A 25,276-nucleotide genomic window follows, 5' to 3' on the forward strand; every position below is an offset into this window, starting at 1 on the left:
CGCCCACGACTCTGTATTTGGATCCGTGGCTTATGGGTGGTCACAGGTCAATTACGTCGTGTGTCAATAAATAGGGCACTGATCCCCGGGGAGGGTCGGTGCGTGGGCGCCAGGTTGACTTGAATTCCTTGTGAAGACCGGGTTTTGGGTCGCGCTTGTCCACAGGCATCCACAGCCGCCGGGAAGTTATCCACAGGCTGTGCGGAAGATCTGTGGACTTCGGAAGTGATCATTCCGAAAGCCGTGTGCCGGGCAGAGAATTCCCGGATCAAACCCCTGTTACCCGCACTTTCGAGTGGAAAAGGGTCGCCCTCAAGAGTTGATCGAGAGAAACGGGTGGACAACTGTGCCGAACGAGATGGTGGACGGACGGGGGGTCGGTAGGGCGACTTGTCGACTCTGCGACGTGATGTTGTCGACTTGTCCCCAGGTCGAGAAGCCCACCTGTGGATAACTTCTGTGGACAACGAAAATCTGCAGGTAGGACCGGACGCCTAGAACCGGCCGTCCTGGCAGCGCGCCACCCAGTCCGCGGCCGTCATGAACTCGTCGTCCGACGTCCCGGGCAGCGGGACCAGGACGTCGTCCGGCTTGATGTCCGCGCGCGGGTACGAGCCGAGGAACCGCACCTGCAGGCAGATCCGCTTGAGCCCCATCAGCGCCTCGGCGACCCGGCGGTCGGAGATATGGCCCTCGGCGTCGATGCAGAAGCAGTAGTTCCCGATGCCGGCTCCCGTCGGGCGTGACTGCAGCAGCATCAGGTTGACGCCCCGTACGGCGAACTCGCCCAGCAGATCGCGCAGCCCACCGGGGTGGTCGTCGCGCTGCCACAGGACGATGGAGGTCTTGTCCGCGCCGGTCGGCGCCGCCGGCCGGGCGGGCTTCCCGACCAGCACGAACCGCGTCTGGGCGTTCTCCGCGTCGTGGATGCCGGTCTCCAGCGGCACCAGGCCATAGCGCGCGGCGGCGAACTCGCCCGCGAACGCCGCGTCGTAACGGCCCTCCTGGACCAGGCGGGCGCCGTCCGCGTTCGACGCGGCGGACTCCCAGACGGCGTCCGGGAGGTTCGCCTTCAGCCAGTTGCGCACCTGCGGCTGCGCGGCCGGGTGCGCGGTGACCGTCTTGATGTCGGAGAGTTTCGTGCCGGGCCGGACCAGCAGGGCGAAGGTGATCGAGAGGAGCACCTCTCGGTAGATCATCAGCGGCTCGCCCGCGACCAGCTCGTCGAGCGTGGTCGTGATGCCGCCCTCCACCGAGTTCTCGATCGGTACGAAGGCGGCCTCGGCTTCGCCGCTGCGGACGGCGTCGAGTGCCGCCGGGACCGACACCATGGGGACGAGCTCACGGGTCGCGGCCTCGGGCAGCGTACGGAGGGCGACCTCGGTGAAGGTGCCCTCGGGACCGAGATACGCATAGCTGGCTGGCATGACCTCACCCTAATAGGCCGGGCGGAACAAGGCCCGCACCTGTGGAAACCGCGGCCGGGCCTTGGGGCCGTACGGCTGTGGAAACCGCGGCCGGGCCTTGGGCCGTACGGCTGTGGAAACCGCGACCGGTCAAGGGGTCCGTGCGACGGTCGAAACCGCGGCCCGACCAGGGAGCCCGTACGTCTCTCACCCCTCCAGCAGCCGCTGCCCCACATATTCCCCCTCCGCCGCACCGCCCGGCACCGCGAACAGTCCGCTCGCCTCGTGGCGGATGTACTGCGACAGTGCGTCCCCTCGGTCGAGCTTGCGCTGCACCGGGACGAAGCCGCGCAGCGGATCCGCCTGCCAGCAGATGAACAGCAGACCCGCGTCCGGGGTCCCGTCAGCGTCGAAGCCGTCGTGGAAGGAGAACGGGCGGCGGAGCATTGCCGCGCCTCCGTTCTGGTCGGGCCGGGTGATGCGCGCGTGTGCGTTCATGGGGACGACCGGATTGCCGTCGGCGCCGGTCTTCTCCAGGTCCATCGCGGTCGTCTCGGCGCCGCCGCTGAGCGGTGCCCCGTTGGACTTGCGGCGTCCGATGACCTGCTCCTGGGCCGTGACCGGGAGCTTCTCCCAGTCGTCGAGGAGCATGCGGATACGGCGTACGACGGCGTACGAGCCGCCCGCCATCCACGCCGGGTCGCCGGAGGCCGGTACGAAGATGCGCCGGTCGAAGTCGGCGTCGGCCGGCTTCGGATTGCGCGTGCCGTCGATCTGGCCCATCAGGTTGCGGGCGGTCATGGGGTGCGCGGTGGCCCCCGGCGAGCGGTTGAAGCCGTTCATCTGCCAGCGCAGACGTGCCGCGCCGCCCGTGTCCTTCTGGATCGCGCGCAGGGCGTGGAAGGCGACGAGTGCGTCGTCGGCGCCGATCTGCACCCACAGGTCGCCGTTGCTGCGGGACTTGTCGAGGTGGTCGGAGGAGAAGTCGGGCAGCGGGTCCAGGGCGGACGGACGCTGCTTCTCCAGCCCCGTACGGGAGAAGAAGCTGTTTCCGAAGCCAAAGGTGATCGTCAGCGACGACGGTCCGGCGTCACGGGCGACGTCGGTGTCCTCGTGCGCGGCGGCCTGGCCCGCCATCAGCCGCTCGGCGGTGACCGACCAGCGGCGCAGCAGGGCAGCGGCCTCCTTGCGGCCGGCGCCCGCCGCCAGGTCGAAGGCGGCGAGATGGCCCCGGGCCTGGAGGGCCTCGGTGATACCGGGCTGATGTTTCCCGTGAAACATCGCCCGGTCCGCGCCGAGCGAGGTCAGGGGCGTGGTCTTCTCGGAGGGCGCGGCGGCGTATCCGGCGGCACCGCCCGCCGCACCCAGCGCGAGCCCGGTGGCGCCGGCCGTTCCGAGGAGGCGCCGCCGCGAGATCGCCCCTCCGGGGGAGGCATCGCCGGAATCCGTGTCCTTGGGGGCCCGGTTGCCGGGGACGGTGATCTTGGAGGCTCCGTTGCCGGGACCGGCGCTCCTGGGGGCACGGTTGCCTGAATCGGCGCCCTTGGGGGTGCCGCCGCCGGAAACGGCCTTCCTGGGGGAGCCCTTCGCGGCCGGGCGGCCCTGGCTCTTCCGGGGAGGGACGCCCTCTGCGGGCGCCTCCGGCGTGGACTGGTCAGCCATGGTGTGGTTCAGCCGATCTTCGCGTTCTTGTTCACGGTCACTTGGTCGATGTCGGACGTCCGCACGGTCACCGCGATCTGCCAGTCGCCCGCCATGGGGATCTGCACACCGTTCGACGACCAGTGTCCGGTGGCGATGCGGTCGGGCACGACGGGCAGCGGGCCGATGCTCTTCGCGACGAGCGTGAAGGCGACCTTCACTTCGGGGACGTCGAAGGCCCTGCCGTTGGGGCGCGTCACATAGACCTGCATCTCGTTGCCGCCCACGCGGGCCGGGTCGAGGGCGACCTGCACGGTGCCCTTGCCGTCCTGGCCGCCCGTGTCGAAGGGGATCTTCAGCGACAGGGGTCCGGACCGCGGTGAGGCGGAGGCGGACGCGGTGGCCGCCCTGGCCGTCTCCTCCGTGCGTCCGGGCTCGGTGGTCGTCAGCGCAGTGGTGACGGCGAGCACCACGATCGCGACGGCCGCCTCGGCGAGAACGGAACGGCGCAGCCCCGCACGGACGGGGTCGGCGTCCCGGATCCGCCTGGCCCGTGCCGCCGCCATGGCGGCCCGCTGCCGGGCCAGCTGCGCGGCACGCTCCGAGCGCCCGGACGTGCCCGAAGCCGCGCTGCCGGAGCCGCCGTCGTCCGCGCCGGAGACCTCCGGCTCTCCGTCCTTGTCCGAAGACCCGGAGTTCCCGTTCGCACCGGAAGCCGCCTCGGGGCTCCCGTTCTCCGTCCGTGCACCACTCTGGGCCGACACCTTCGCGGCCACCGTGGCCCGCCTCTTCTCCGGCGTACGCCGGGCCACCACCGCGGGTGCGTCCACCAGCTGCGCCGACCAGCGCCGGGAGATCCAGGCGATGCCGACGACGACGGCGACCAGACCGACCTTCACGAGCAGCAGCTGTCCGTACGTCGTTCCGGTCAGCGCCGACCAGGAACCGAGCTGGCGCCACGACTGGTAGACGCCGGTCGCGGCCAGCGTCACGACGCTTCCGAACGCAATGCGCGAGAAGCGCCGTACGGCCGCCGTCTCGATCGAAGGTGCCCGGTACAGCGCGACGAGCAGCGTCGCGAGCCCGCCCAGCCAGAGGGCGACCGCCAGCAGGTGCAGGACGTCGACCGGCATCGCGAGGCCGGTCTGGATGCCGGTCGAGGCGTGCTCGGCCATCGCCCAGGTCGCCGCGAGCCCCGACGCGACGACGGTCCCGCCGATGGCGAGCCCGAAGGTGAGGTCCCTCTTCTCGGCGGCCAGGTCGGCGGCATCGTCGCCGGACGCCGGCTCGTCATTGGAGCCATTGGAGCCATTGGAGTCGGCTGCGCGAGCCGAGCCTCCGGACCCCTTCACCGACGCGTCGGAGCGAGCCGAGCCACCGGTACCGCTCGCCTCACCGTCGCCGTCGGACGCCTGCACGCCGTCTGCCTCGTCACCTCCGGCGTCCTGCTTCACGTATGCCCCGAAGAGCACCGCGATGAACAGCGCACCCGCCGCGAGCAGCAGCAGCCGGGAGACCAGTGCCGCCCCCGCCTTGGTCTGCAGCACCTGTCCGATCAGGGACAGGTCGAAGATGTCCGAGACCTTCCCCGAGCCGGTGTACGAGCCGCGCAGGAGCAGCAGCGCGAGCGTCGCCGAGGTGAGCGCCACCCATCCGGAGGCCACGAGCCGCTGTACCGCCCGTACCCCGGCACCCCGTTGCCAGCAGGCCAGCACGAAGGCCGCGCCGCCGATCAGCACGATGAACCCGGCGTACGACACGTACCGTGCGAATCCGTAGAGCCAGCCCACGACCCCGCCGCCCGCGCTCCGACCGGAGACCGAGACGGTGGTCGTGGACGGCGCTCCTACGGAGAAGGTGAAGGCGCCGGAGACCGGATGGCTGTCCGCGGACACCACCTGGTAGGTGACGGTGTAGGTGCCGCGGGGCAGCCCGCTGCGCACCGGCACGCCGTACATGGTCCCGCTCAGATTGGACGCCTTGCCGGTGTCGACGCGCTGTCCTTTGGGATCGAGTACGCGCAGCGAGTTGTCGGAGAGCGCCACCTTCTCGGAGAAGGTGAGGGTGATCTGGGTGGGCGCCTTGTCGACCACCGTTCCCTGCCCGGGGTCGCTGCCGATCAGCGCGGCGTGTGCGGAGGCGGGGGCGGTCCCGCCGAACAGCGCGCCCGCGACGGCGAGCAGCAGCGCCAGCAGTCCGCGGACTGCCCGGATCCGGAGCGTGCTCGGGAACGCCGTACGGGTGTTCCCCTGGACGTGTCCGTCGGGAGCGATGGCCTGCGTCACGGTGATACCTCTCTCAGTGCCCGGTCTTCGGGTTGTACGTCGCCGGCTTCACCGGCATCTCGACCGTGACCGTTCCGGACTTGGCAAAGTGCAGCTGCACGGACACCTTCTCGCCCTGCTTCGGCTGGTGGGTGAGCTTCTCGAACATAAGGTGATTGCCGCCGCTCGCGAAGTCGAGCCTGCCGTCCGCAGGCACGGCGAACGACTTCACCTCCTCCATCGCGCCGCCCTTGGTGGAGTGCAGTGTGACGTCACCGGCGAGGCCGCTGGTGACGGAGGTGAGGGTGTCGGCGCCGCCGGAGTTGGTGACGGTGAAGAAGCCGGCCGCCATGTCGCCGGTGACGGGCGCGGGCATATAGGCGCCGGTGACCTTGAGCGCGGGCTTGGCCGAGGACGAGCCGCCGGAGCCGCCCGATCCGCCGCAGCCCATGAGCACCAGTCCCGCGGCTATGACCACGGCGGGACAGCCGAGACGGTGGTTCACGGGTTCTCCCCCTTGATGATCTTGGGGATGTCCTTGGTGTAGTCGTCGACGGTGGCGTCCTTGCCGTACACCACATAACCCCCGTCGGTCTTCGGCGAGAACGCGATGACCTGGGTGCCGTGGGTGGAGACGATCTTGCCGTTCTCCTTCCTCGGCGGCTCGATGCTGATGCCGAGGGCGCGGGCACCGGCCTGGATGGTGGCGAAGTCCCCGGTCAGGCCCACGACCTCGGGGTCGATGCCCTTGAGCCACTTGTCGAGTGCGGAGGGGGTGTCGCGCTCCGGGTCGGTGGTGACGAACACGATGCGCAGCGAGTCCTTCTGCGCCTGGGTCAGCTGCTTGTTCTTCTCCACCTCCTTCTTGGCGACGGCGAGGTTGTTCATCGTCAGCGGGCAGACGTCGGGGCAGTGGGTGTAGCCGAAGTAGATCAGCGTCGGCTTGCCCTTGGTCTCGGAGCGGAGGTCGTACTTCTTGCCGTGCGTGTCGGTGAGAACCAGGTCCGGCTTCTCGAACGGCTGGTCGAGCACGGTCCCGGCCTTGTCCGAGCCGTTCTCGGCGGAGACCTGGACGACCGGCCGGTCGCCGCTGTCGCCGGACCCGCAGGCGGAGAGGGTGAGCACGGCCGTGGCGAGGAGTGCGGCCGCGGCGAGCGTCTTCTTCTTGCGCATAGAAAAATGTCCCAGATGTGTGAACTCCGGTGGCGCCGGGGTCGTATGCGATGCGTCACGCGACGTGCCACGTGGTGCCGTACGACCCCGGCGCGCGTCCGGAGGCGAGTCGGACCTCAGATGTCGGTGGTGCGGCGGCGGCCCGCCAGGACGCCGTACGCGACGCCCGCCGCGCCGACGACGATGCCCACGACGCCGAGGACGCGGGCGGTGGTGTCACCGCCGCCGGTGGAGGACTCGGCCGCCGTGTCCTTGGCGGCCGTCGTGGCGGAGGCGTCCTCGGCCGTGGAGCCGTGGTGGCCGGAGGCGGCGGCGGTCAGCTGGAGCACCGGCGCGGGGTTCTCGGGCTCCTCCTGGCCCTCCTTCTGCGGCTCGATCCAGCGCACGACCTCGTTGTTGGAGTACGTCTGCAGAGCCTTGAAGACGAGCTGGTCGGTGTCCTCGGGGAGCCGGCCGATCGAGAGCGGGAACTTCTGGAAGTAGCCCGGTTCGATGCCCTTGGCGGTGGCGGTCCAGGTGACCTTGGAGACGGTCTCGTCGATCTGCTTGCCGTGCAGCGTGAGCGGCTTGTCGAGCTTGGACTTGGTGACCTGCACGGTCCAGCCGTCGAGCGGCTGCGGCATCACCGAGGCGAGCGGGTGGTCGGCAGGGAAGGTGACCTCGAGCTTGGTGGTCGAGGCGTTGTCACGCTCGTTGGGGACCTTGAAATCGACGACCGCGTAGTCGCCCTTGGAGGCGTTGCCCTCCGGCTGCACGCTCACATGCGCGAACGCGGGCGCGGACAGGGCGAGGACGGCCGTTGTGGCGGCGGCGCCGGCGGCGGCGATGCGGGAAGCCGTCGGGGAAGACTTGAAGGCCTTCATGGCAGAGAGCACTCCACTTCGAGTGAGTCCATGGGAAAGAGAGGTACGTGTGCGCAGCGGTGACCACGGCCGTGGCCCCACACGGGCACGCGCGCGTGCCGCACGACGGCAGCCCCTCGGCATGGACGAGTGGAGTGGCGCGTCGCGTCAGGCAGCGAGGACGAGAGAAGTGGAGGACGGCGGTCCGCGCCGGATCACCGTGTGCTGCAGCGCGGTCGTCCGCGGCTTCGGCGGCACGAGGAAAGCGGTGCGCGGGGCGCGCGCCCCGGCGTCGGGCGCATCTGTGAGCCCCGCCAGCATCGCGCGCACGAGAGCGAACGCGGCGCGCAGGGACCGTACGAGCGCCCCTTCCGCAACCTCTTGCGCCGACAGTCGCAGAAGCCGCAGCAGTGCCATGTCCCCGTGGCGCAGCACCCATCCGGCGGCGACGGCCGCGAGGAGGTGACCAAGGAGCATGGACACGGACGGCAGCACCGACCACCATGAACCGGCCGTGGTCGACAGGGCGTCCGCCGGGTGGTGCATGGCGGCCATCCCCGTGCCCGTGCCGAGGCGTGCATCGGCGAGGATCTTCTGGGCGTGCGCGGGGGAGATCGCCCCCGCGCTGGTGCCGCACATGATGCGTGCGGCCCGGGCCACGAGCGTGGCGTCGGCGGCGGACATCGCCTTCGACGTCATCGCCGCGGCCCCGGAGTGCTGCCCGAGCCCGAACAGCGTGTGCAGCACGGTCTGGCCCACCGCGAGGAATGCGACGATGCCCGGCAACGAGCGCTCGCGCCCGGCCAACAGGACTGTGACGGCGAACACGCCGAGGAAACCGGCACCCACCGCCCACAGCGGAACCGTGGCGCAGGAGGCGAGCCCGTGCCCGGCCGCGGCCAGCACGACACAGACCGCGGCGAACACCGCGGCCCGCAGAATCCGGAGATCGCATCCGGTGCGCGCCGTGCGCTGGTGGGGGGCACTCATGGCGGCCTCATCATCCCACTGGCCCGGCCGGCCCCGTGCGGCAGGTCCGCAAGGCGGCGTCCGTACCGTAAGCGGCATCCGTACCGTAAGCGGTATCCGTACCGTAAGCGGTATCCGTACGGTGAGCAGCAAATGAGCAGCATTCGTACGGTAATCGGAGGGCGTATCTGGAAGATCACGTTCTGGTGAGTGCCACATGCACATACACCGATCCCGGCCTCGGCGCATCCGCCGGATGGGCGGGATCTCGTCGGTCGGGCGATTGCAGGCGGGCACTCGCGGCAATACGTAACGGTATGTCGAGCCGCGGCCAGGAGGCTGGAGTATGAGCATCTGGTGGTCACTCCATCTGCGGCGCGAAGCTGCGAGCGTGCCACTCGCCCGACGGCTCCTTCTGGGCACCATGGAGACCGCGGGCGTCGACCCGGACATCTGCTACGACCTGTCCGTCGCCCTCAGCGAGGCCTGCGCCAACGCGGTCGAGCACGGCGGCGCCGGCCCACACGGTGGTACGTCGGAGGCGTACCGGGTCACGGCCTACCTCGACGGCGAGAAGTGCCGCATCGAAGTCGCCGACTGGGGCCCCGGGTTCCCCGTCGGCAGATCCCGCCCCGCGGTCCGCCCCGCGTGCCCCGACGCCGAGAACGGCCGCGGTCTCTGCCTCATCCATGAACTCGCCGACCATGTTCACATCGGCAACACGCCGGGCAGGGGCGGGGCGGTGGTCAGCTTCGACAAGATCCTGAAGTGGAAGAAGGGCGCCCCTCTGGCGGTTGTTTAGCTCCGGGTCGGCATGGCTGGGGCCGGTGTGTCACTGGCAGCCGGTCATCGGCGTGCGGGATTGACGTGCCGTTCCGCGAGAACCCTGGCGAGCGGGTGCGGGCGTTGGTGCGAAAGCCCCTTGTGCGCCAAGGGCGCCGGCAGCTGAGCCCTCCACGGATGTGCCCCGCCGAGGTCGGGGAGGCGCAGGAGGCCGGTGTACTCGTCGGTGGGGTTTCGCGGAGCACCGGAGTTGGTCTCGGTGAGGACCGGCTGTACTCCGCGGTGGCCCGTCGACGCCAGGCCCTGGTAGTCGCCCAGGAAGTAGCCGTCGCTGAAGGGGGCCTGCAGCCAGTCGAAGACACGCGAGCCCCGCCGCTCGGTGCGCCGCCGTGCGTCACCCCCCGGCAGGCTCGTCAGCCAGTAGGCGGTCGGCAGGGCGGCGGTGTCCCCGGGCTTGAGGAACCGCAGGTCGTAGTAGGTGAGTGCGACGGCACCCCGTGGTTCGACGGCGATGGAGGGGGAGAAGGCCGGCGTCCCCTTCCGGCTGATCAGCTGGGGGGACGACCAGGTGCGGCCGCCGTCGATGGAACGTACGAGCTGGACGGAGTTGTACGCGCCACCGGAGAAGTCCGAGCCCTCGTAGGCGAGGTAGAGCGTGCCGGTCCTCGGATCGATCGCCGGGCTGGGCACGCCCGCACCGGCGCGCAGCGCCTTGGCGGGGTCGTTCGGGTCGACCTCCGGTACGGAGGTGTCCTGGGCCACCACCGTCGGTGCACTCCAGGTGCTGCCGCCGTCGGTCGACTTCACCACGGAATAGTGCGCCGTCACGCTGTCGGTGCCCAACACGCTTGCATTGAAGAAGCTGTACAGGGTGCCGCTGCGCGGGTCGACGACGAGCTGCAGGAAAGCGGCGACCGTGTTCGCCGCGGTCTCGGTGATGGGCCTGGCCGGGCCCCAGGTACGGCCGCCGTCGTGGGTGACGGCGATGTATCCGGCGCTCTCCGTCCGGGAGCCGGGGTCGGTGGGGGCGAAGTCGAAGCGGTTCCAGACCTGGTAGGCGGTGCCGTGGCGTTTCGGGTCGGCGGTGATCGTCGGCTTGTCGTTGAAGAACGCGGGGTCGTCGTCGGTCTGCGTGGCGGTCAGGTTCCTCCAGGTGCGGCCGCCGTCGTACGAGGCGGCCGCGAGCACCGCGTTGCGCACCCGGTCGGCGTCGAAGCCGACCCCGCCGGAGTACACCACACCGTCCGGGCCGGTGCTGACCCAGGGGTCGGACGCTCTGCCGTACGGTGCTCCCCCGGGTGCGCAGGCGCTGAACGGCAGTGGCGTCTCGTGGTACGTGCGGCCGTTCCTGGTCCAACTGGCCACCAGCCCACGGGCGCCGCCGTCGGACCAGCGGTCCTGCTGGAAGACGGTGACCACACGGCGAGGATCGCGCGGGTCGACGGCGATGTACGGTTCCACCTCGGACCCGGCGTAGTTGACGCCTTTTGGGGTGGCACCCAGGGTGCAGCCCGCGTACGGGTCGCCGGAGGACACCTTGCGCAGGGGGCCGTTGCCGCCACCGGCCGTGGCCGGAACCGCCCCGATGACGGCGGCGAGCAGGACGACGGCAGCCGGGAACAAGGGCACGCGTGGGCGCATCGGGGTCTCCTTCGGGCCCGGCCGACGGACTGGGGGCGGGCAACCCCACGGACGCTAACCGGGCACACGGGAGAAAACTGTCATCGCATAAGCGGACTGACGCATAATCACCCGAATCGCCGTCACCAAACACAGGGACACCTCGATCACCCGGCGCCGCGCCCTCGCCGTGACCGGCGGGACCGTCGCGGCCCGGCGCGCGAGGGGAAGCGCGCGCCGGTTTCCCTCATGTACGCCGGGCGCTCGACGCGCTCGGTACGGCGCGGTCCGCCGGGGCAGCGGAGCCGGAGGTCCGGCTCGACGCGCTCCTGACGGTGATGTCCACGCTCCAGGACACGGAGCTGCTGTACACGGCCGGTCCGCTCGGTCTGCGCCAGGTGCAGGCCGGGGCGCGGGACGTGCTGAAGGCGGGCGGCACGGCGACAGAGGCCGGGCGCCGGGCTCTGGCCGGGCTGGACACCGACCTCCGGGGCCACGGCTGGAGCCCGCGGGGGAGCGGGGCGCTGCTCGCGGGGGCGTTGTTCGTGGACTCCCTTCCGATGCCGGTGCGTTACGGCGACCAGGGTCCGCTCCCGCTCAGGCGGTCGGCGTCCCTCGTGCTCAGACGGCCAAGGTCAAGGTCCCCCACCTCATGCGCCCGGGGTTTCGTCCAGCACCCGCCCCAGCACCTCCAGCGCCTCCGGATACGCCCGCTCCCGGGGCGTCCCGTACCCGACCACCAGCCCCTGCGGCCGGCCCACGCCCGCCGTGTGCCAGTGGTCCCCGAGCCGCCCCACCGCGAGCCCCTCGGCCTCGGCCCGCGCCAGCACCGTCTCCTCGTCGGGGACCTCGACCAGCGCGTGCAGCCCGGCCGCGATCCCCCGGACGGGCCGACGCGCCCCCAGCCGGTGGAGGAGCTGGTCACGGCGGCGCCGGTAGCGCAGCCGGCAGGCGCGCACGTGCCGGTCGTACGCATGGCTGTCGACCAGTTCCGCGAGGGCCAACTGCCCGATGGACTCGGTGTGGTGGTCGCTGTGCAGCTTGGCGTCGGCCACCGCGTCCACCAGGTGCGGCGGCAGCACCATCCAGCCCAGCCGCAGTGCGGGCCCGAGCGTCTTGGAGGCGGTGCCGAGGTACACCACGTGGCCCGGCGCCATGCCCTGGAGCGCCCCGACGGGTTGCCGGTCGTAGCGGAACTCCCCGTCGTAGTCGTCCTCGACGACCAGTCCGGCACGCGCGCGTGCCCAGTCCGTCAGCGCCCGCCGCCGTTCCGGGTGCAGCGTGACCCCGGTCGGGTACTGATGGGCCGGGGTGACCACCACGGCCGCCTCGTCCCCGAGGTCCCCGGCGCGGGCACCCCGTTCGTCGACGCGCAGCGGCACCACGCTGCCGCCGCCCCGCCGTACCACGTCCCGGTGGAACGGCAGCCCCGGGTCCTCCATGGCGACCGTCCCGCCGTCCAGCACGCGCGTGAGGAGGGCGAGCCCCTGCACGTACCCGGAGGTGATCACGATCCGTTCCGGCGGCGCGATCACGCCCCGCGCCCGCCCCAGGTACCCGGAGAGCGCGGTGCGCAGTTCGATGCGGCCGCGTGGATCCCCGTAGTCGTACGCGAGCGAGGGTGCCGTCGCGATCGCGCGGCGCAGCGCCCGCAGCCAGGCCGCCGCCGGGAACGCGCCGACGTCCGGGCTGCCGGGCCGCAGGTCGAAACGCGGGGCACGCGCGCGTGGAGCACCGTCGGCACGTGCCGGGGCCGGTGAGGGCAGCGACGCGACCTGGGTGCCCGAGCCCTGCCGCGCCGTCAGATATCCCTCGGCGACGAGCTGGTCGTACGCGGCTTTTGCCGTGCCCCGCGAGACGCCCAGCTCGGCCGCGAGCCGCCGGGTCGCCGGCAACCGGGTACCGGGTGCGAGCCGCCCGTCCCGCACGGCGTCCCGCAACGCCCGCTCCAGACCGGCACGGCGTCCGTCCGCCGTGTCCGGCTCCAGGTGCAGGTCGACTCCGACGCCGGACCAGAAATCCTCCGTGGAACCGGGCCCTCTGACCAACGAAATCCCCCCGTACGTCATACGAACGGCCGGGCACCTCCCATCGGTACCCGGCCATTCACCCCGGTATCAGCCCTTGAGGGAGGCCATCCACGCCTCGACCTCGTCGGAGCGGCGCGGCAGCCCCGCCGAGAGGTTCCGGTTGCCGTCCTCCGTGACCAGGATGTCGTCCTCGATGCGGACGCCGATGCCGCGGTACTCCTCCGGGACGGTCAGGTCGTCCGCCTGGAAGTACAGGCCCGGCTCGACCGTGAGCACCATGCCCGGCTCCAGCGTGCCGTCGACGTACGTCTCGACGCGCGCGGCGGCGCAGTCGTGGACGTCCATGCCGAGCATGTGGCCCGTGCCGTGCAGGGTCCAGCGGCGCTGCAGTCCCAGTTCGAGGACGCGCTCCACCGGGCCCTCGACCAGGCCCCACTCGACCAGCTTTTCTGCCAGCACGCGCTGGGCGGCGTCATGGAAGTCGCGGTACTTGGCGCCCGGCTTCACCGCCGCGATCCCGGCTTCCTGGGCCTCGTACACGGCGTCGTAGATCTTCTTCTGGATCTCGCTGTACGTGCCGTTGACCGGCAGCGTGCGCGTGACATCGGCGGTGTAGTACGTGTGCGTCTCGACACCCGCGTCCAGCAGGAGCAGGTCACCGGAGCGGACCGGGCCGTCGTTGCGCACCCAGTGCAGCGTGCAGGCGTGCGGGCCGGACGCGCAGATGGAGCCGTAGCCGACGTCGTTGCCCTCCACACGCGCGCGGAGGAAGAACGTTCCCTCGATGTAGCGCTCGGAGGTGGCCTCCGCCCTGTCGAGGACCTTCACCACGTCCTCGAAGCCGCGCACGGTCGAGTCGACGGCCTTCTGCAGCTCGCCGATCTCGAACTCGTCCTTGATCAGGCGGGCCTCGGAGAGGTGGACGCGCAGTTCCTCGTCGCGCTCGGCGGTCACCTTGTCGTGCAGCGCGGCCTCGATGCCGGCGTCGTGGCCGCGCACGACGCGGACCGGGCCGGTGGCCTCCTTCAGCTTCTGAGGCAGCTCGCGCACGTCCGACGCCGGGATGCCGTACAGCTGCTCCGCCTCGGCGAGCGAGTGGCGGCGGCCGACCCACAGCTCGCCGTGGCCGGAGAGCCAGAACTCGCCGTTCTCACGGTTGGAGCGGGGCAGCAGGTAGATCGTCGCGGTGTGGCCGTCCCCGGCCGGCTCCAGGACCAGGACGCCGTCCTCGGTCTGGTTGCCCGTGAGGTACGCGTACTCGACGGACGCGCGGAAGGCGTACTCCGTGTCGTTCGAGCGGGTCTTCAGGTTGCCCGCGGGGATCACCAGACGCTCGCCCGGGAAGCGCGCGGAGAGCGTGGCGCGGCGGGCGGCGGTCTCGGCGGCCTGGGCGACCGGCCGCAGGTCGTGCAGCTCGGTGTCGGCCCAGCCGGACTTCATGTTCTCGGCCAGCTCGTCGGACACGCCCGGGTACAGGCCGTTCTTGCGCTGCTCGATCGGCTCTTCTTCTTCGGTGGTCTCCGGGGTCTCCGGGAGCTCCTCCGCCACGGCTCTTCCTCCTCGATACGGCACTGGGCCTCCTCCATCGTACGGTCGTACTGAAGGGGGCCCAGGGCCGGAAGACCTGTTACCCAAGACAGTCGTGCCCTCACTCGAACCGCGCCGCCAGCAGCACCACGTCCTCCGTGCTCTCCTGCTGGTCCAGCCCGTCCGGCAGCACGGTCCGCAGAACGTGGTCGGCGACGGCTCCCGGGTCGGCGCGCATCGGCCGCGGCACGCTCGATGCCGCCGCGTGCAGCCGGGCGAAGGCGCGGTCCATGGGGTCGCCGGTGCGGTGCAGCAGCCCGTCGGTGTAGAGCAGCACGGTCTCGCCGCGCTCCGCGGTCAGTTCGAGGCTCGGTGCCTCCCAGCAGGCGAGCATGCCCAGGGGCGCCGAAAGCGAGGTCTCGACGAACTCCGTGCGCCGCGGGCCGGTCACCAGCGGCGGGCTGTGCCCGGCCCCGGCGAGGGTGAGCTTGCGCAGCGTGGGTTCGCAGTACGCGAACAGGGCGGTGGCCGAGCGGGCCGGCTCGGTCAGCCGCAGGAGCAGCTCCAGGTCCGAGAGGACCGCCACCGGGTCCTCGCCCTCCATCACGGCGTACGCGCGCAGCGAGGCCCGCAGCCGGCCCATCGCGGCGACCGCGCTGGGCCCCGACCCGGTCACGGACCCGACGGCGAGACCGAGCGCGGCATCGGGCAGCGGCAGCGCGTCGTACCAGTCGCCGCCCCCGCGCGGACCGGTGCGGCGGCGGGCGGCGAGCTGGACGCCGGCGACCCGGGGCAGCCGGGAGGGGAGCAATTCCTCGGAGATCGTCGCCATGCACGCGCGCGTGCGCTCGATTTCGACCATCCGCGCCAGGTGCTCGGTGGCGTAGCGGGCGTACAGACCGACGAGGTGGCGCTGGCGCTCGACCGGCTCGGCCGGTTCGTCATAGAGCCATACGGCGGCGCCCAGGCGGCCGGCCGCCTCGGTGGACAGGGGAAGTGCGTAGCTCGCGGCGTAGCCGAGCCGGGCCGCGACCTCGCGGTGGCGGGGGTCGAGCCCGGCCTCGGAGAGCAGATCGGGCTCGGCGATCTCGCGTTCGCCGCCCGGAAGTCCTTCGAGGATCCTGCCGTACGACATGGAGCTGCGCGGCACGGTCTCGATGTGCCCGAGGTCGGCGCGGGCCAGACCCAGGCCGATCGTGGTGTCGGGGCCGAGGCCGTCGCGCGGTTCCAGTACGACGAGACCGCGCCGGGCGCCCACCAGGGCGGCTCCGGCGCGCAGCAGTTCCTGGAGCGCTTCGGAGAGTGAGTCCGTGCGCGCCAGGCGTTCGGTGAGTTCGTGGAGGGTCGTGAGATCGGAGACCCATCCGGCGAGCCGGTCCTGGAGGAGGGCTCCCGGGCCGGTGGTGGCCGGGGGATCATCCGTGGCCGCAGGCGTGGGCGCGACAGTGTGTGCGGGCGACGGAACCGTTGAATCGATTCCGGCCACTTTCGGAGGGTGAGGGGCGTTCATGGCGTCCGGCTCTCGGACTGGTGCGTATTGCTCGATAGCATCGCAAACCCCCATGTCAATCTGCGCCGCTAGCGGTGTCTCCACATGTACACGTACTCGTAAGGGGATGTCCAGCATTGTCCTGCTGGGTTTCCTGGTGTCCGTGGGGCTTTCCTACTCTCTTGCGGAATAGCAAAATTGGCTTAAAACCGCCTCAGGTATGGCCCTATTGCGGTCGACTGGCCTTGTTCGACAGAGCGTCACAGCGGTGGTGATGGGTACGTACTCGGTGAAGGCCAGGGGTGGTTGGGGGCCACCCGGAACCTGGTACCGGACCCGGGCGTCTTAACCACCGACGACCGAACCCCATCCTCCCGTGGTGGAGGCGGCGAGTAAGAGCGGGAAGGCAAATCGCCAGGCGCCGCCACCCCACGCCATGCCCATGCTTGTGATGGGCGCAGTATGGACGCGGACGCAGCCAACGCTCGGCCCATAGGGGTTCCCCTTGTCCAAGACAAGGGTGTGATGCGCCAGTAGGTACGCACGGTGAAGTGATCGACACATGGTGTGATGTGGTCCTCGGTGTTGCCAGGCGTGCAACGGAAAGGAACGAGCGCTCATGCGCGAGATCCTCGGAAGGCGACGCAGGCTCCTGTCCAGGCGGAACGACCGGAGGCCTGAGTTGATCAGCGCGGCCCTGACCTTCGCGACGGAATGGCAGTGGCCCGTTCTCCCGGGTGTGGCACCGGACCCGCAGGGGCGTGCCCGCTGCGGATGCCCCGACCCGGAGTGCACGGTGCCCGGCGCGCACCCCTTCGACCCGGGGCTGCTCGCGGCCACCACCGACGAGCGCATGGTGCGCTGGTGGTGGACCAACCGGCCGTCCGCACCGATCGTGCTGGCAACCGGCGGCAGGGCGCCGTGTGCGGTGAGCCTGCCCGCCCTCGCGGCCTCGCGCGCCCTCGCCGCGCTCGACCGCAAGGGCATGCGCCTCGGCCCGGTCGTGGCGGCGCCGCACCGCTGGGCGATCCTCGTGGCGCCGTATTCCATGGAGCAGTTGGGCGACCTCCTCTACGCCAAGGACTTCGTCCCCGGGTCGCTGCGTTTCCACGGCGAGGGCGGTTATCTGGCTCTGCCCCCGTCCGAGACCGGCCAGGGCGAGATCCGCTGGGAGCGGGCACCGCTGCCCGGCTCCGCCTCCCCCTGGGTGCCCGACGTGGAGGCCGTGGTGGACGCCGTCGTGGAGGCCCTCACTCGTACGGGTGTGAGCGCGCCCGAGTTGTAGGGGTGTCGGGCGTGCGGCGAGCCGGGCGCCCGTGATCGGCCGATATCTTCGGCCCCATGCTGATTCGTCCTGGGGGCCAGGGGAAACGGGGGCGCGGGAGGAACTCGCCGGTCCGCGGCCGGCCCGACCCCCGCAGGGTGCGGCTGTACGCGCTCATGGGCGTGGTGACGTTGGTCGCCGCGCTGCCGATCGCCGTGGCGTCCGCCGGGCCGGTCGGCGACGCGGACCGCGCCGCGCTCCGCATGTCCGCGGACGATGACGCGAACCGGTCGGTCTCCTCCGGCTTCACCCTGGGCGTCGGTCTGGCCACCGCCGCCCGCTGCGGCCCCCAACTCTCCTCCCTCGACGGCATCGAGGCGCAGACCTGCGTCCTGACGCAGGGGCGGGAGACCTGGGCGCGCACGTACTACCGCAACGCCACCGGCGAGAAGCTGAGCTCCGTCCTGAGCTTCATGGGGCCCGACGGGCGCAGCGTCGAGATGGACTGCGCGGTGAGCGCCGCGGACGACCCGGAGACCTGTGAGACGCCCCGGCAGCGTGTGGCGGGCGACCCGGGGGCGTACTCGGCGGTCGCGGAGTTCGCCGGCGGCGACGGGAGCGGGCCGCTGCTGCTGCGCTCCGGAAGCGACGCCTCCGAGTCGGGTTGACGGTAACTCGGCATCCAGTTACGGCAGTTGACGGCGCTGACCGTTTCGTACATGCGCGTACACATGGAAAGACCCGGTTGCTGGCGACGGGGGATGCACCAGCAACCGGGCTACTGGAACGGTAACAAGAGATCGGCGGTTAGCAAATTCGATCTCGGCTATTCGGACACGGATTTACCTGTCACGACGGCCACTTGTGACAGGAGTCACCCGCGGCGACGGCCCTGATCCTGCTGACCGGTCGGTCAGGTTGGGTCTGTGTGTCAGCTGAGCGTCACCTGGCGGTTGGTCAGCCCGCCGCGCGCCCGGCGCTCGTCCGGGGTGAGCGGTGCGTCCGAGGCCAGGGCGGTCGCGAGGCGCTCGGCGAACTCGGCCGCCGGCTTCTCGATGTCCTCCGCGCCCATTCCGCTCGGCAGGTCCCAGACCGGCACCGTGAGCCCGTGCGCGCGGAAGGAGCCGACCAGGCGCGTGCCCTCGCCGAGGCTCGACTGCCCGGCCGCGTGCAGCCGCGCGAGAGCGTCCAGAAGCTTTTCCTCGGCGTGCGGCATGACCCACCGCAGGTGGTTCTTGTCCGGGGTCTCGCACCAGTACGCGGCGTCCACGCCCTGGAGCTTCACGGTGGGGATGGCGGCGGCGTTGGCCCGCTCCAGGGAGGCGGTCACCTCCGGCGTCGTGTTCTCCGAGTCGGGGACCCAGAACTCGAAGCCGCTGTGCACGACCGGCTCGAAGGCGCCCTCCGGGTCCAGCAGGTCCTGCAGCCGCGGGCTGTCGGCGGGCGCGCGGCGGCCCTGGACCGGAGTGCCCGGTTCGGCGGCGAGGGCACGCTGGAGCGTGTCCGCCAGGTCGCGGCTGATGTCCCCCGACGCCGTGTCGTTCTGCAGGCCGAGCAGGACCGAGCCGTCCTCGCGGCGCAGCGCCGGCCACGCCATCGGCAGGACCGTGGCGAGCGTGACCGACGGGACGCCCGCCGGCAGGTCGCCCTTGAGCTTGAGCTCGACGGTGGCCGCCGGCACGAGCTCGCGCAGTGCCACCCAGTCGCACTCGCGGGGAAGTCCCTCGAACGGACGCTGCACCAGCTCGGTCACCGCGTGTGCGGCGGCCCGGCCGTGGCAGGCCTTGTAGCGACGGCCGCTGCCGCAGGGGCAGGGCTCGCGGGCGCCGACGACCGGGATCTCGCCCTCGGCGAGCTGCGGGCGCTTGACCTGGGTCTGGGGTCGCTTCTTGGCCATCGTGGGTGTCTCCCGGTTACGGCTCGTTTCGTACGGGCGCGAGCCTAGCCGCTCGTACGACGGCCGACGGGATCCTGTGGACAACGCACCGAGTCGTCCCCGAAGGGGTGCCCCGGTCCACCCGAAGGGCTCCCGCCCCGGCACGCGTACCGGGGCCGTCCCGGCCCTGGCCGGGCGTTCCGTACGCGCGTTCCGCATGGGCGTTCCATATGGGCGTTCCATATGGGCGTTCCATATGGGCATTCCGTACGGGCGTGTCCGCCCGGACCCGTCTCGGCCCAGGTCCCCGGCCCGTCTCAGTCGAGATCGTCGAACGCGTCCGTGAAGTCCAGGTCGGGCAACTGGGACACGGAGGGTGCCGTGATGCGTGTGGCGAAGTCGTCGCCGCGGCGCGCGGCGGCGACGTCGTCCTGGACGACGACCCAGACCGTGACCTCTCCGCGGGTTTCGTCGCGTACGCCCCAGTCCTTGGCCAGTGCCGTGATGATGTTCAGCCCGCGGCCGCCGTGCGCCGTGACCGAGGGGGTCGCGGGCACCGGACGGGTCGGGCCGCCGCCGTCCGTCACCTCGACCGTGAGCCGTCCGGAGGCGTCGACGCGCCATGCGGCGCGCACGTCCCCATCCCCCGCCAGACTGTCGCCGAGCGGTCTGCCGTGACGACAGGCATTGCTGAGTAGTTCCGAAAGGATCAGTACGGCATCGTCGATGACCGATTCCGATACGCCACCAGTACGCAACTGATCGCGCATGCGGTGTCTTGCCTCCCCCACGCCCGCAGGACCATGGGGTACGGCCATGCTCGACGACGTGGGCACCTCCTGTGCCACCACCAACGCCACCCCCGAGACCTCCTTCGCCCCACGCCACGGTGTGAATGCCCCATTGGACTGGACTGGAAACCGGCCGCCGCGCGTCCGCTGACGCACTCATTACGGTCGAACACGTTCCGAACGCGCCGGGGCACTCCCCGTAATCATGCGGCTTGATTTCAACCCTTATGGCGAGGAATGGGTGAACGAAGAGGTGCGCCGTTCAACGGCCGAGCTGGCGCAGTACCGCGCGCGGACGGTTGGTGATGATGGCGTCGACGCCCAGTTCGACGCAGAGATCGACATCCTCGGGCTCATTCACAGTCCAGACGTGCACCTGGTGGCCGACCCCCTTCAGCCGCTGGATGTACGCCGGGTGACTGCGCACGATCCGCATGGAAGGGCCTGCGATCCGGACACCCGCGGGCAGCCGTCCGTCGCGCAGCCGGGGGGAGAGGAACTGCAGCAGGTAGACCGTCGGCAGGTTAGGAGAGGCGGCCCGCACGCGGTGCAGTGAGCGCGCCGAGAAGCTCATGATCCGTACCGGAGACGTGGCCGGGGACTCGGGGGCGTCCAAACCGAATCGCTTCAGCAGGAGCAGCAGGCGCTCCTCGACCTGCCCCGCCCAGCGTGTCGGATGCTTGGTCTCGATGGCCAGGTCGATGGGGCGTCCGGCGTCGGCGACCAGTTCCAGCAGGCGCTCCAGGGTGAGGACGGAGGTGTCCTCGGGGTCCTGCGGGCGGTGTTCCCAGTCGGGCTCCTCGTCGCGGCTCTTCCAGGAGCCGAAGTCCAGGGCGGCGAGGTCGGCGAGCTCCAGGGTGGAGACCGCGCCGCGGCCGTTGGACGTACGGTTGACACGCCGGTCGTGGACGCAGACGAGATGTCCGTCCGCGGTCAGCCGGATGTCGCACTCGAGGGCGTCGGCACCGTCCTCGATGGCCTTCTTGTACGCGGCCAGGGTGTGCTCGGGTGCCTCCTCGGAGGCGCCGCGGTGGGCGACCACCTGGACCAGGTGCTGTCGTGCGTGGGTCACCGCGTCATCGTGCCACCGTCGAGGGGAACGTGCGGGATCGGAAGGCGACGTGACGGCGTCGGCGAGGTGTCGGGAATGAAGATTTTTGTTCGGACAGGTCCGATATAAAGGGAGGTCGGGCACCCCACAGCCACCACTTATGGTGCCCTGACGCCCGGTGGGAAAAGCTTGACGGCGTACAACAGGACACGCATAGCCGATACGCGCCCGGCGCCGCGCAGGGTGAGTGAGTGCGGCCGAGTGCGAACCAGAAGAACAGCCGTGGAACGAGGAGAAGAGCTGTGAGCACCGAGAACGAGGGCACTGCGGTACCCCCGGCCCCGTCTGCACCTCCCGTGCCGGTGGATGCTCCCGCTTCCGCGCCGGGCACGGCCCAGGAAGGGCACGCGAGCGCCGGGATCCCCGGACCGGGCGCGGGGAGCACTCCGCCCGCAGGGGGCGCGCCGTCCGCGCCGGGCGCTCCGCACCCGGAAGGCGCGCCGACCACTCAGCTCCCGCCCGTGCCCCCGGGGCAGCCCGGGGCGTACCCGGCCGCCGAGGCGGGCTGGCCGCCGCCTCCGCCGGTCACCCCCCTGTACGCCGGCGGCGGCGGCGGCGGTGCGGGCGGTGGCTGGGGTGCCTCGTACCAGGAGCCCGCCCCGAAGCCGAAGAACGGCCGCGGCGGTCTGGTCGCCGCGATTCTCGTCGCCGCGCTGGTCGCGGGCGGCGTCGGCGGCGGCATCGGCTACCAGCTGGCCAAGAACAACGACTCGAGCGGCTCGACGACCGTGGCCGCATCCACCAGCGGTGGCGACGTCAAGCGCGCCATCGGGTCGATCGCGAGCGTGGCCGCCAGGGCGCTGCCGAGCACGGTCACCATCGAGGCCGAGAGCACCAACGGCCAGGGCGGCACCGGCACGGGCTTCGTCTTCGACACCCAGGGCCACATCGTCACCAACAACCACGTCGTCGCGGACGCGGTCGACGGCGGAAAGCTCACCGCGACGTTCCCCAACGGCAAGAAGTACGACGCCGAGATCATCGGGCACGCACAGGGCTACGACGTCGCCGTCATCAAGCTCAAGAACGCCCCCAGCGACCTCAAGCCCCTCGCCCTCGGCGACTCGGACAAGGTGGCGGTCGGCGACGAGACGATCGCGATCGGCGCGCCCTTCGGCCTGTCGAACACCGTGACCCAGGGCATCATCAGCGCCAAGCACCGCCCGGTGGCCTCCAGCGACGGCGGCTCCGAGAGCAAGGCGTCGTACATGAGCGCCCTGCAGACGGACGCCTCGATCAACCCGGGCAACTCCGGCGGCCCCCTCCTGGACGCACAGGGCGCGGTCATCGGCATCAACTCGGCCATCCAGTCCACGGGCAGCAGTGGTCTGGGCGGCAGCGGCCAGTCCGGCTCGATCGGCCTGGGCTTCGCGATCCCGATCAACCAGGCCAAGTACGTCGCCCAGCAGCTGATCAAGACGGGCAAGCCGGTCTACGCCAAGATCGGCGCCTCGGTCTCGCTGGATGAAACCACCGGCGGGGCGAAGATCACCGACCAGGGCGCCGGCGGCTCCGCCGCGATCGAGTCGGGCGGCCCCGCGGACAAGGCGGGCCTCAAGCCGGGCGATGTGATCACCAAGCTCGACGACACGGTGGTCGACAGCGGTCCGACCCTGATCGGCGAGATCTGGACCCACAAGCCCGGCGACCAGGTCATGATCACCTACCAACGCGGCGGCAAGTCCCACACGGTGGATCTCACGCTGGGCTCCCGCGTCGGCGACAACTGAGCCCCGTGGGCCGCACCGGGCGCCGCGATCCACGCTGACCCACGCGCGCGTGCAACCCGTTGCGCTTGTCCCGCGCCGCCGATCGCGGCGAGCGCGGGGCGGGTTGGCCGAGCGGCCCGAGGGAACGGTCTTGAAAAACGTGAGGACGTGAAAGCGTCCCCGTGGGGTCGGATCCGACTGCCTCGGCAGGTCCGAGACGTACTGGTCAGAAGGGGTGCCTCTCACTGAGGGGCACCCTTTTGCATGGGGCCTGTCTCACCGTGATCCGGCTCTGTCGCGTTGTTGATCAGTGCGTGTGGACCAGGCGTGGACCACCAGGCGTGTGACGTCTGTCAGTTGACCAGGGGAAATGCGGTGGCGAACGGGGCGCCGTTCGCGCTCGTCGTGACGGGCTTCCTGATGCATTTCAAGCACGAGTGGGCATCATCGGCGAGATCTCGCCGTCGCCTGGTGTGCGCACCTGCACCTCTCGCCACAGAGCCCGTTGACATCCTCATCGCCAAGGAATAGGACAAAGTTCGTAAAACATGTGAAGGTGAGCCATCTCGGATGTGGATGGCTCACCGGCGACTGACACCAAGACTCCTTGACTTGCGCGTCGCGAGGAGGAGGTGAACACATGAGCGACACAGAACAGACGCCTCAGGAACCCGAGGAGACCTCGGCCGAAGGCGAGGAGTCGGCGGCTGAAGCAGCGGAGACTGCGGAAGGTGCGGAGGCGGAAGCCCCCGCGACCGGTGAGGCCGCGGAACCCGAGGAGGCCTCGGCCGAAGGCGAGGAGTCGGCGGCTGAAGCAGCGGAGACCGCGGAAGGTGCGGAGGCGGAAGCCCCCGCGACCGGTGAGGCCGCGGAACCCGAGGAGGCCTCGGCCGAAGGCGAAGAGCCCACAGCCGAAACGGAGAAGGAGGAAGCGGAGGCACCGGAGGCCGAGGGTGAGGAGTCATCCGAGGGTGAGTAATTGTGGTTGTACCTGGGCAAAGCGATCACCGTCAGGTGATCGGCGGATGGCGCCCAGCGTATGAAACGACGTCGTCCCCACTTTTCCAGTGGGGGCGACGGATGTGTGCCTACGGGAGCGGCGCGGTCTGGCCCGGCCGGACTACTCCTCGTCTCCGGCTTCCAGGGCCGGCTCGATCTGCTGATTCGCGTGCTGTCCAGGCCGAGGGGTGGTCCGGTCCCTGATTTTTGGTCTTGGTCATGCGAGCGGCGCCGGATGAACCGGAGCCTCAGAGGCAGCTCAGGGCTCTACCCACCTCGTAGATGGTCGGCCGGCCCTTGCGCCCGCCAGTACAACCAGGCCCGCGCATACTTCACGGAGGCTCTGCAACTGGCCAAGGAAATCGACGGCTGGCAGTTCATGGCCAACGTCCTTGCCTGCATGAGCTTGCAGGGTACGTACCAGGACAAGCCTGCGGACTCACTGGCACTTGTGACCGCCGCCCAAGACCAGGCCTGCTCAGCGCTCGACACCACCCCACGGGTTTTGTCGATGCTGTCCATGCGCGAAGCCTTCGCTCACGCCACTCTCGGCGGGTCTCCGTTGTCCTTCGGCGTCTGGAAGGTCGCGAGCACGACGTCGTTGAACGTCACACCGTGGTCGGCGCTGCGCGCGAGATGCGCCGAGACGATGGGGAAGCCGTCGCTCGTCGTTCCGTCGAAGGTGTCGTACAGCACGGATGGCAGCCTGTCTGGGTTCCTGGCGACGCGCGCGACGATGCGGCCCTGGGCGAGACGGAAGACGGCGTGATCCCCCAGGCGCAGCAACTCGATGCCGTCCGGGTCGACATTGGCCTCGCTGCAGGCCCGCCGGAGCAGGTCCTCCCCGCTCGCAGCGTCGAACTCGGTCCGCACAGGGTGCCCCGCCACGCGGGGCACCCTGTAGATACTGAGGCTGAACTCGTGGTGTCGTGGCTGGTTGTGCGGGGCTGAGGGCAGGCCGGTCTCGTGCCGAAGGGCTGTGCATGGTGGGCTCCGGGCACGGCGGGCACGTGCCACACTCGATCGGCTGTAGATCAACGATCGGCGCCCGCGGTGGACGGCAGTCCCGTCCCAAACGCCAGGAGGATGTCCGTGACCTTTGCCGTCGGCCTCTTCGAACTGTTTGGCATCGCGATCCCGGGAGGGGTGCAGCTGGCAGTCCTCCTGTACGCCCTCGGCCGCCTGCACCTGGTCGACGTCGGCGCCCTGGCCACGGCGCCGTCGGCGTTGCTGGTGGTCGGCGCTGTGGTGAGCAGCTACGTGCTGGGCAGTGTCACCACTCCCCTGAGCGCCGTCCTCGACAAGATCATGCCCCGCTGGCACCGAACTCCCGACGACGCCCGGCGTATTTTCCTTGCCAGCGTTCCCGACGCCCGGGACCGCCCCTTCGTATCCGCGGACCCCAACGTGTTGCTGGCCACCGCCGAACTACACAACAAGCCGGTCGCCAGCGAGGTCACCCGAAGGGAGGCAGTGGGGATGATGCAACGCAACCTCGCGCTCTCGCTGACCATGGCATCAATCGCTGCGCTGGTCGAATTCGCCGTCGGCCCCCACTGGCTGCTGGCCGCCTGCTGCGCCCTGCTCCTGTCGACGGCCGTCGTCGGCACCATATGGAGAGAGAGGAAGACACGACACTACCCGTGGCTGAAGACCCTGGAGATCTGCTTCTGGATACCCGATATCGATACCCCCTTCGCCCCCGACCGCGACCGTCGCTGACTGGCGTGTAGCGGACTCTCTTACCCTCAGCCCTTCATAACCAGCAACGACACCACGAGT

The 25,276-nt window shown here is 70.5% G+C and carries 21 protein-coding genes and 2 pseudogenes; 8 read left to right on the top strand and 15 right to left on the bottom strand.

Translation table 11 applies throughout. The features are described 5' to 3' along the window. Positions 1–494: 494 nt before the first annotated feature. The 7 genes from pheA to ABT186_RS04820 form a co-directional block, all read right to left on the bottom strand. Entirely contained in the window at positions 495–1,427 is a 933-nt protein-coding gene (gene pheA / locus ABT186_RS04790) for a prephenate dehydratase (protein ID WP_351221218.1), read from the bottom strand. A 186-nt stretch (positions 1,428–1,613) separates the two neighbouring features. Beyond that, the gene (efeB, locus tag ABT186_RS04795; RefSeq protein ID WP_351221217.1) at positions 1,614–3,068 is read right to left on the bottom strand and encodes an iron uptake transporter deferrochelatase/peroxidase subunit; all 1,455 of its coding nucleotides are present in this window, start codon (positions 3,066–3,068) and stop codon (positions 1,614–1,616) included. A gap of 8 nt (positions 3,069–3,076) precedes the next feature. Further along, positions 3,077–5,260 (bottom strand): copper resistance CopC/CopD family protein, encoded by a 2,184-nt coding sequence (locus ABT186_RS04800; RefSeq protein WP_351923689.1) that lies wholly within the window; start codon positions 5,258–5,260, stop codon positions 3,077–3,079. An 85-nt stretch (positions 5,261–5,345) separates the two neighbouring features. Then, positions 5,346–5,762 carry a copper chaperone PCu(A)C gene (locus tag ABT186_RS04805; protein WP_351923691.1) on the bottom strand — a complete coding sequence of 139 codons (417 nt, stop codon included), beginning with the start codon at positions 5,760–5,762 and terminating at the stop codon, positions 5,346–5,348. 50 nt (positions 5,763–5,812) lie between these two features. Continuing rightward, positions 5,813–6,484 (bottom strand): SCO family protein, encoded by a 672-nt coding sequence (locus ABT186_RS04810; protein WP_351923542.1) that lies wholly within the window; start codon positions 6,482–6,484, stop codon positions 5,813–5,815. A gap of 116 nt (positions 6,485–6,600) precedes the next feature. Next, positions 6,601–7,347, bottom strand: a complete 747-nt coding sequence (locus tag ABT186_RS04815) for a YcnI family copper-binding membrane protein (protein ID WP_351923544.1) — start codon at positions 7,345–7,347, stop codon at positions 6,601–6,603. Positions 7,348–7,494: 147 nt separating this feature from the next. Beyond that, on the bottom strand, positions 7,495–8,316 hold the full coding sequence (locus ABT186_RS04820; protein ID WP_351221214.1) for a hypothetical protein: 822 nt from the start codon (positions 8,314–8,316) through the stop codon (positions 7,495–7,497). Positions 8,317–8,641: 325 nt separating this feature from the next. On the opposite strand from ABT186_RS04820, the gene ABT186_RS04825 reads away from it, so the two are divergent. Continuing rightward, on the top strand, positions 8,642–9,097 hold the full coding sequence (locus ABT186_RS04825; RefSeq protein WP_351923546.1) for an ATP-binding protein: 456 nt from the start codon (positions 8,642–8,644) through the stop codon (positions 9,095–9,097). A 44-nt stretch (positions 9,098–9,141) separates the two neighbouring features. Here ABT186_RS04825 and ABT186_RS04830 read toward each other — a convergent pair whose 3' ends face one another. Further along, positions 9,142–10,719: an exo-alpha-sialidase gene (locus ABT186_RS04830; RefSeq protein ID WP_351923548.1), complete on the bottom strand. Its 1,578-nt coding sequence runs from the start codon at positions 10,717–10,719 to the stop codon at positions 9,142–9,144. Between the two features lie 248 nt (positions 10,720–10,967). On the opposite strand from ABT186_RS04830, the pseudogene ABT186_RS04835 reads away from it, so the two are divergent. After that, a pseudogene (locus tag ABT186_RS04835) lies at positions 10,968–11,198 on the top strand (triphosphoribosyl-dephospho-CoA synthase); the annotation flags it as partial. 150 nt (positions 11,199–11,348) lie between these two features. Here the strand turns inward: ABT186_RS04835 and pdxR are convergent. From pdxR to ABT186_RS04850, 3 genes are all read right to left on the bottom strand, one after another. Then, positions 11,349–12,746, bottom strand: a complete 1,398-nt coding sequence (pdxR, locus tag ABT186_RS04840) for a MocR-like pyridoxine biosynthesis transcription factor PdxR (protein ID WP_351923550.1) — start codon at positions 12,744–12,746, stop codon at positions 11,349–11,351. Between the two features lie 69 nt (positions 12,747–12,815). Continuing rightward, the gene (locus ABT186_RS04845) at positions 12,816–14,276 is read right to left on the bottom strand and encodes an aminopeptidase P family protein (RefSeq protein ID WP_351221210.1); all 1,461 of its coding nucleotides are present in this window, start codon (positions 14,274–14,276) and stop codon (positions 12,816–12,818) included. Positions 14,277–14,376: 100 nt separating this feature from the next. Continuing rightward, entirely contained in the window at positions 14,377–15,882 is a 1,506-nt protein-coding gene (locus ABT186_RS04850) for a SpoIIE family protein phosphatase (RefSeq protein WP_351221209.1), read from the bottom strand. Between the two features lie 481 nt (positions 15,883–16,363). Between ABT186_RS04850 and ABT186_RS04855 the strand changes: the two genes are divergently transcribed. Continuing rightward, positions 16,364–17,029, top strand: coding sequence for a bifunctional DNA primase/polymerase (locus ABT186_RS04855; protein ID WP_351221208.1), 666 nt, complete (start codon positions 16,364–16,366; stop codon positions 17,027–17,029). A 56-nt stretch (positions 17,030–17,085) separates the two neighbouring features. Further along, positions 17,086–17,676 carry a hypothetical protein gene (locus ABT186_RS04860; protein ID WP_502973138.1) on the top strand — a complete coding sequence of 197 codons (591 nt, stop codon included), beginning with the start codon at positions 17,086–17,088 and terminating at the stop codon, positions 17,674–17,676. Positions 17,677–17,939: 263 nt separating this feature from the next. Here the strand turns inward: ABT186_RS04860 and ABT186_RS04865 are convergent, their stop codons facing one another. From ABT186_RS04865 to ABT186_RS04875, 3 genes are all read right to left on the bottom strand, one after another. Continuing rightward, complete coding sequence (locus tag ABT186_RS04865) at positions 17,940–18,905, bottom strand: DUF5926 family protein (protein ID WP_351221207.1); 966 nt, start codon at positions 18,903–18,905, stop codon at positions 17,940–17,942. A gap of 296 nt (positions 18,906–19,201) precedes the next feature. Then, a complete protein-coding gene (locus ABT186_RS04870; RefSeq protein WP_351221206.1) occupies positions 19,202–19,831 on the bottom strand; it encodes an ATP-binding protein in 630 nt (209 codons plus the stop codon). A 106-nt stretch (positions 19,832–19,937) separates the two neighbouring features. Then, positions 19,938–20,747 carry a glycerophosphodiester phosphodiesterase gene (locus ABT186_RS04875; RefSeq protein ID WP_351221205.1) on the bottom strand — a complete coding sequence of 270 codons (810 nt, stop codon included), beginning with the start codon at positions 20,745–20,747 and terminating at the stop codon, positions 19,938–19,940. Between the two features lie 281 nt (positions 20,748–21,028). Between ABT186_RS04875 and ABT186_RS04880 the strand changes: the two genes are divergently transcribed. From ABT186_RS04880 to ABT186_RS04890, 3 genes and pseudogenes are all read left to right on the top strand, one after another. Next, positions 21,029–22,516, top strand: a complete 1,488-nt coding sequence (locus ABT186_RS04880; protein WP_351923552.1) for a S1C family serine protease — start codon at positions 21,029–21,031, stop codon at positions 22,514–22,516. A 619-nt stretch (positions 22,517–23,135) separates the two neighbouring features. Continuing rightward, on the top strand, positions 23,136–23,474 hold the full coding sequence (locus tag ABT186_RS04885) for a hypothetical protein (protein ID WP_351923554.1): 339 nt from the start codon (positions 23,136–23,138) through the stop codon (positions 23,472–23,474). Positions 23,475–23,795: 321 nt separating this feature from the next. Further along, positions 23,796–24,047, top strand: a pseudogene (locus ABT186_RS04890) (hypothetical protein); the annotation flags it as partial. On the opposite strand, the gene ABT186_RS04895 reads toward ABT186_RS04890, so the two are convergent. Further along, entirely contained in the window at positions 24,032–24,382 is a 351-nt protein-coding gene (locus ABT186_RS04895) for a hypothetical protein (protein WP_351923697.1), read from the bottom strand. The pseudogene ABT186_RS04890 and the gene ABT186_RS04895 overlap by 16 nt on opposite strands. Positions 24,383–24,586: 204 nt before the next feature. Between ABT186_RS04895 and ABT186_RS04900 the strand changes: the two genes are divergently transcribed. Continuing rightward, positions 24,587–25,216, top strand: a complete 630-nt coding sequence (locus ABT186_RS04900) for a hypothetical protein (RefSeq protein ID WP_502973139.1) — start codon at positions 24,587–24,589, stop codon at positions 25,214–25,216. Positions 25,217–25,276 lie beyond the last annotated feature (60 nt).

The sequence above is a fragment of the Streptomyces sp. NPDC001634 genome (genome assembly GCF_040298185.1).
In the GTDB taxonomy this organism is placed as follows: domain Bacteria; phylum Actinomycetota; class Actinomycetes; order Streptomycetales; family Streptomycetaceae; genus Streptomyces.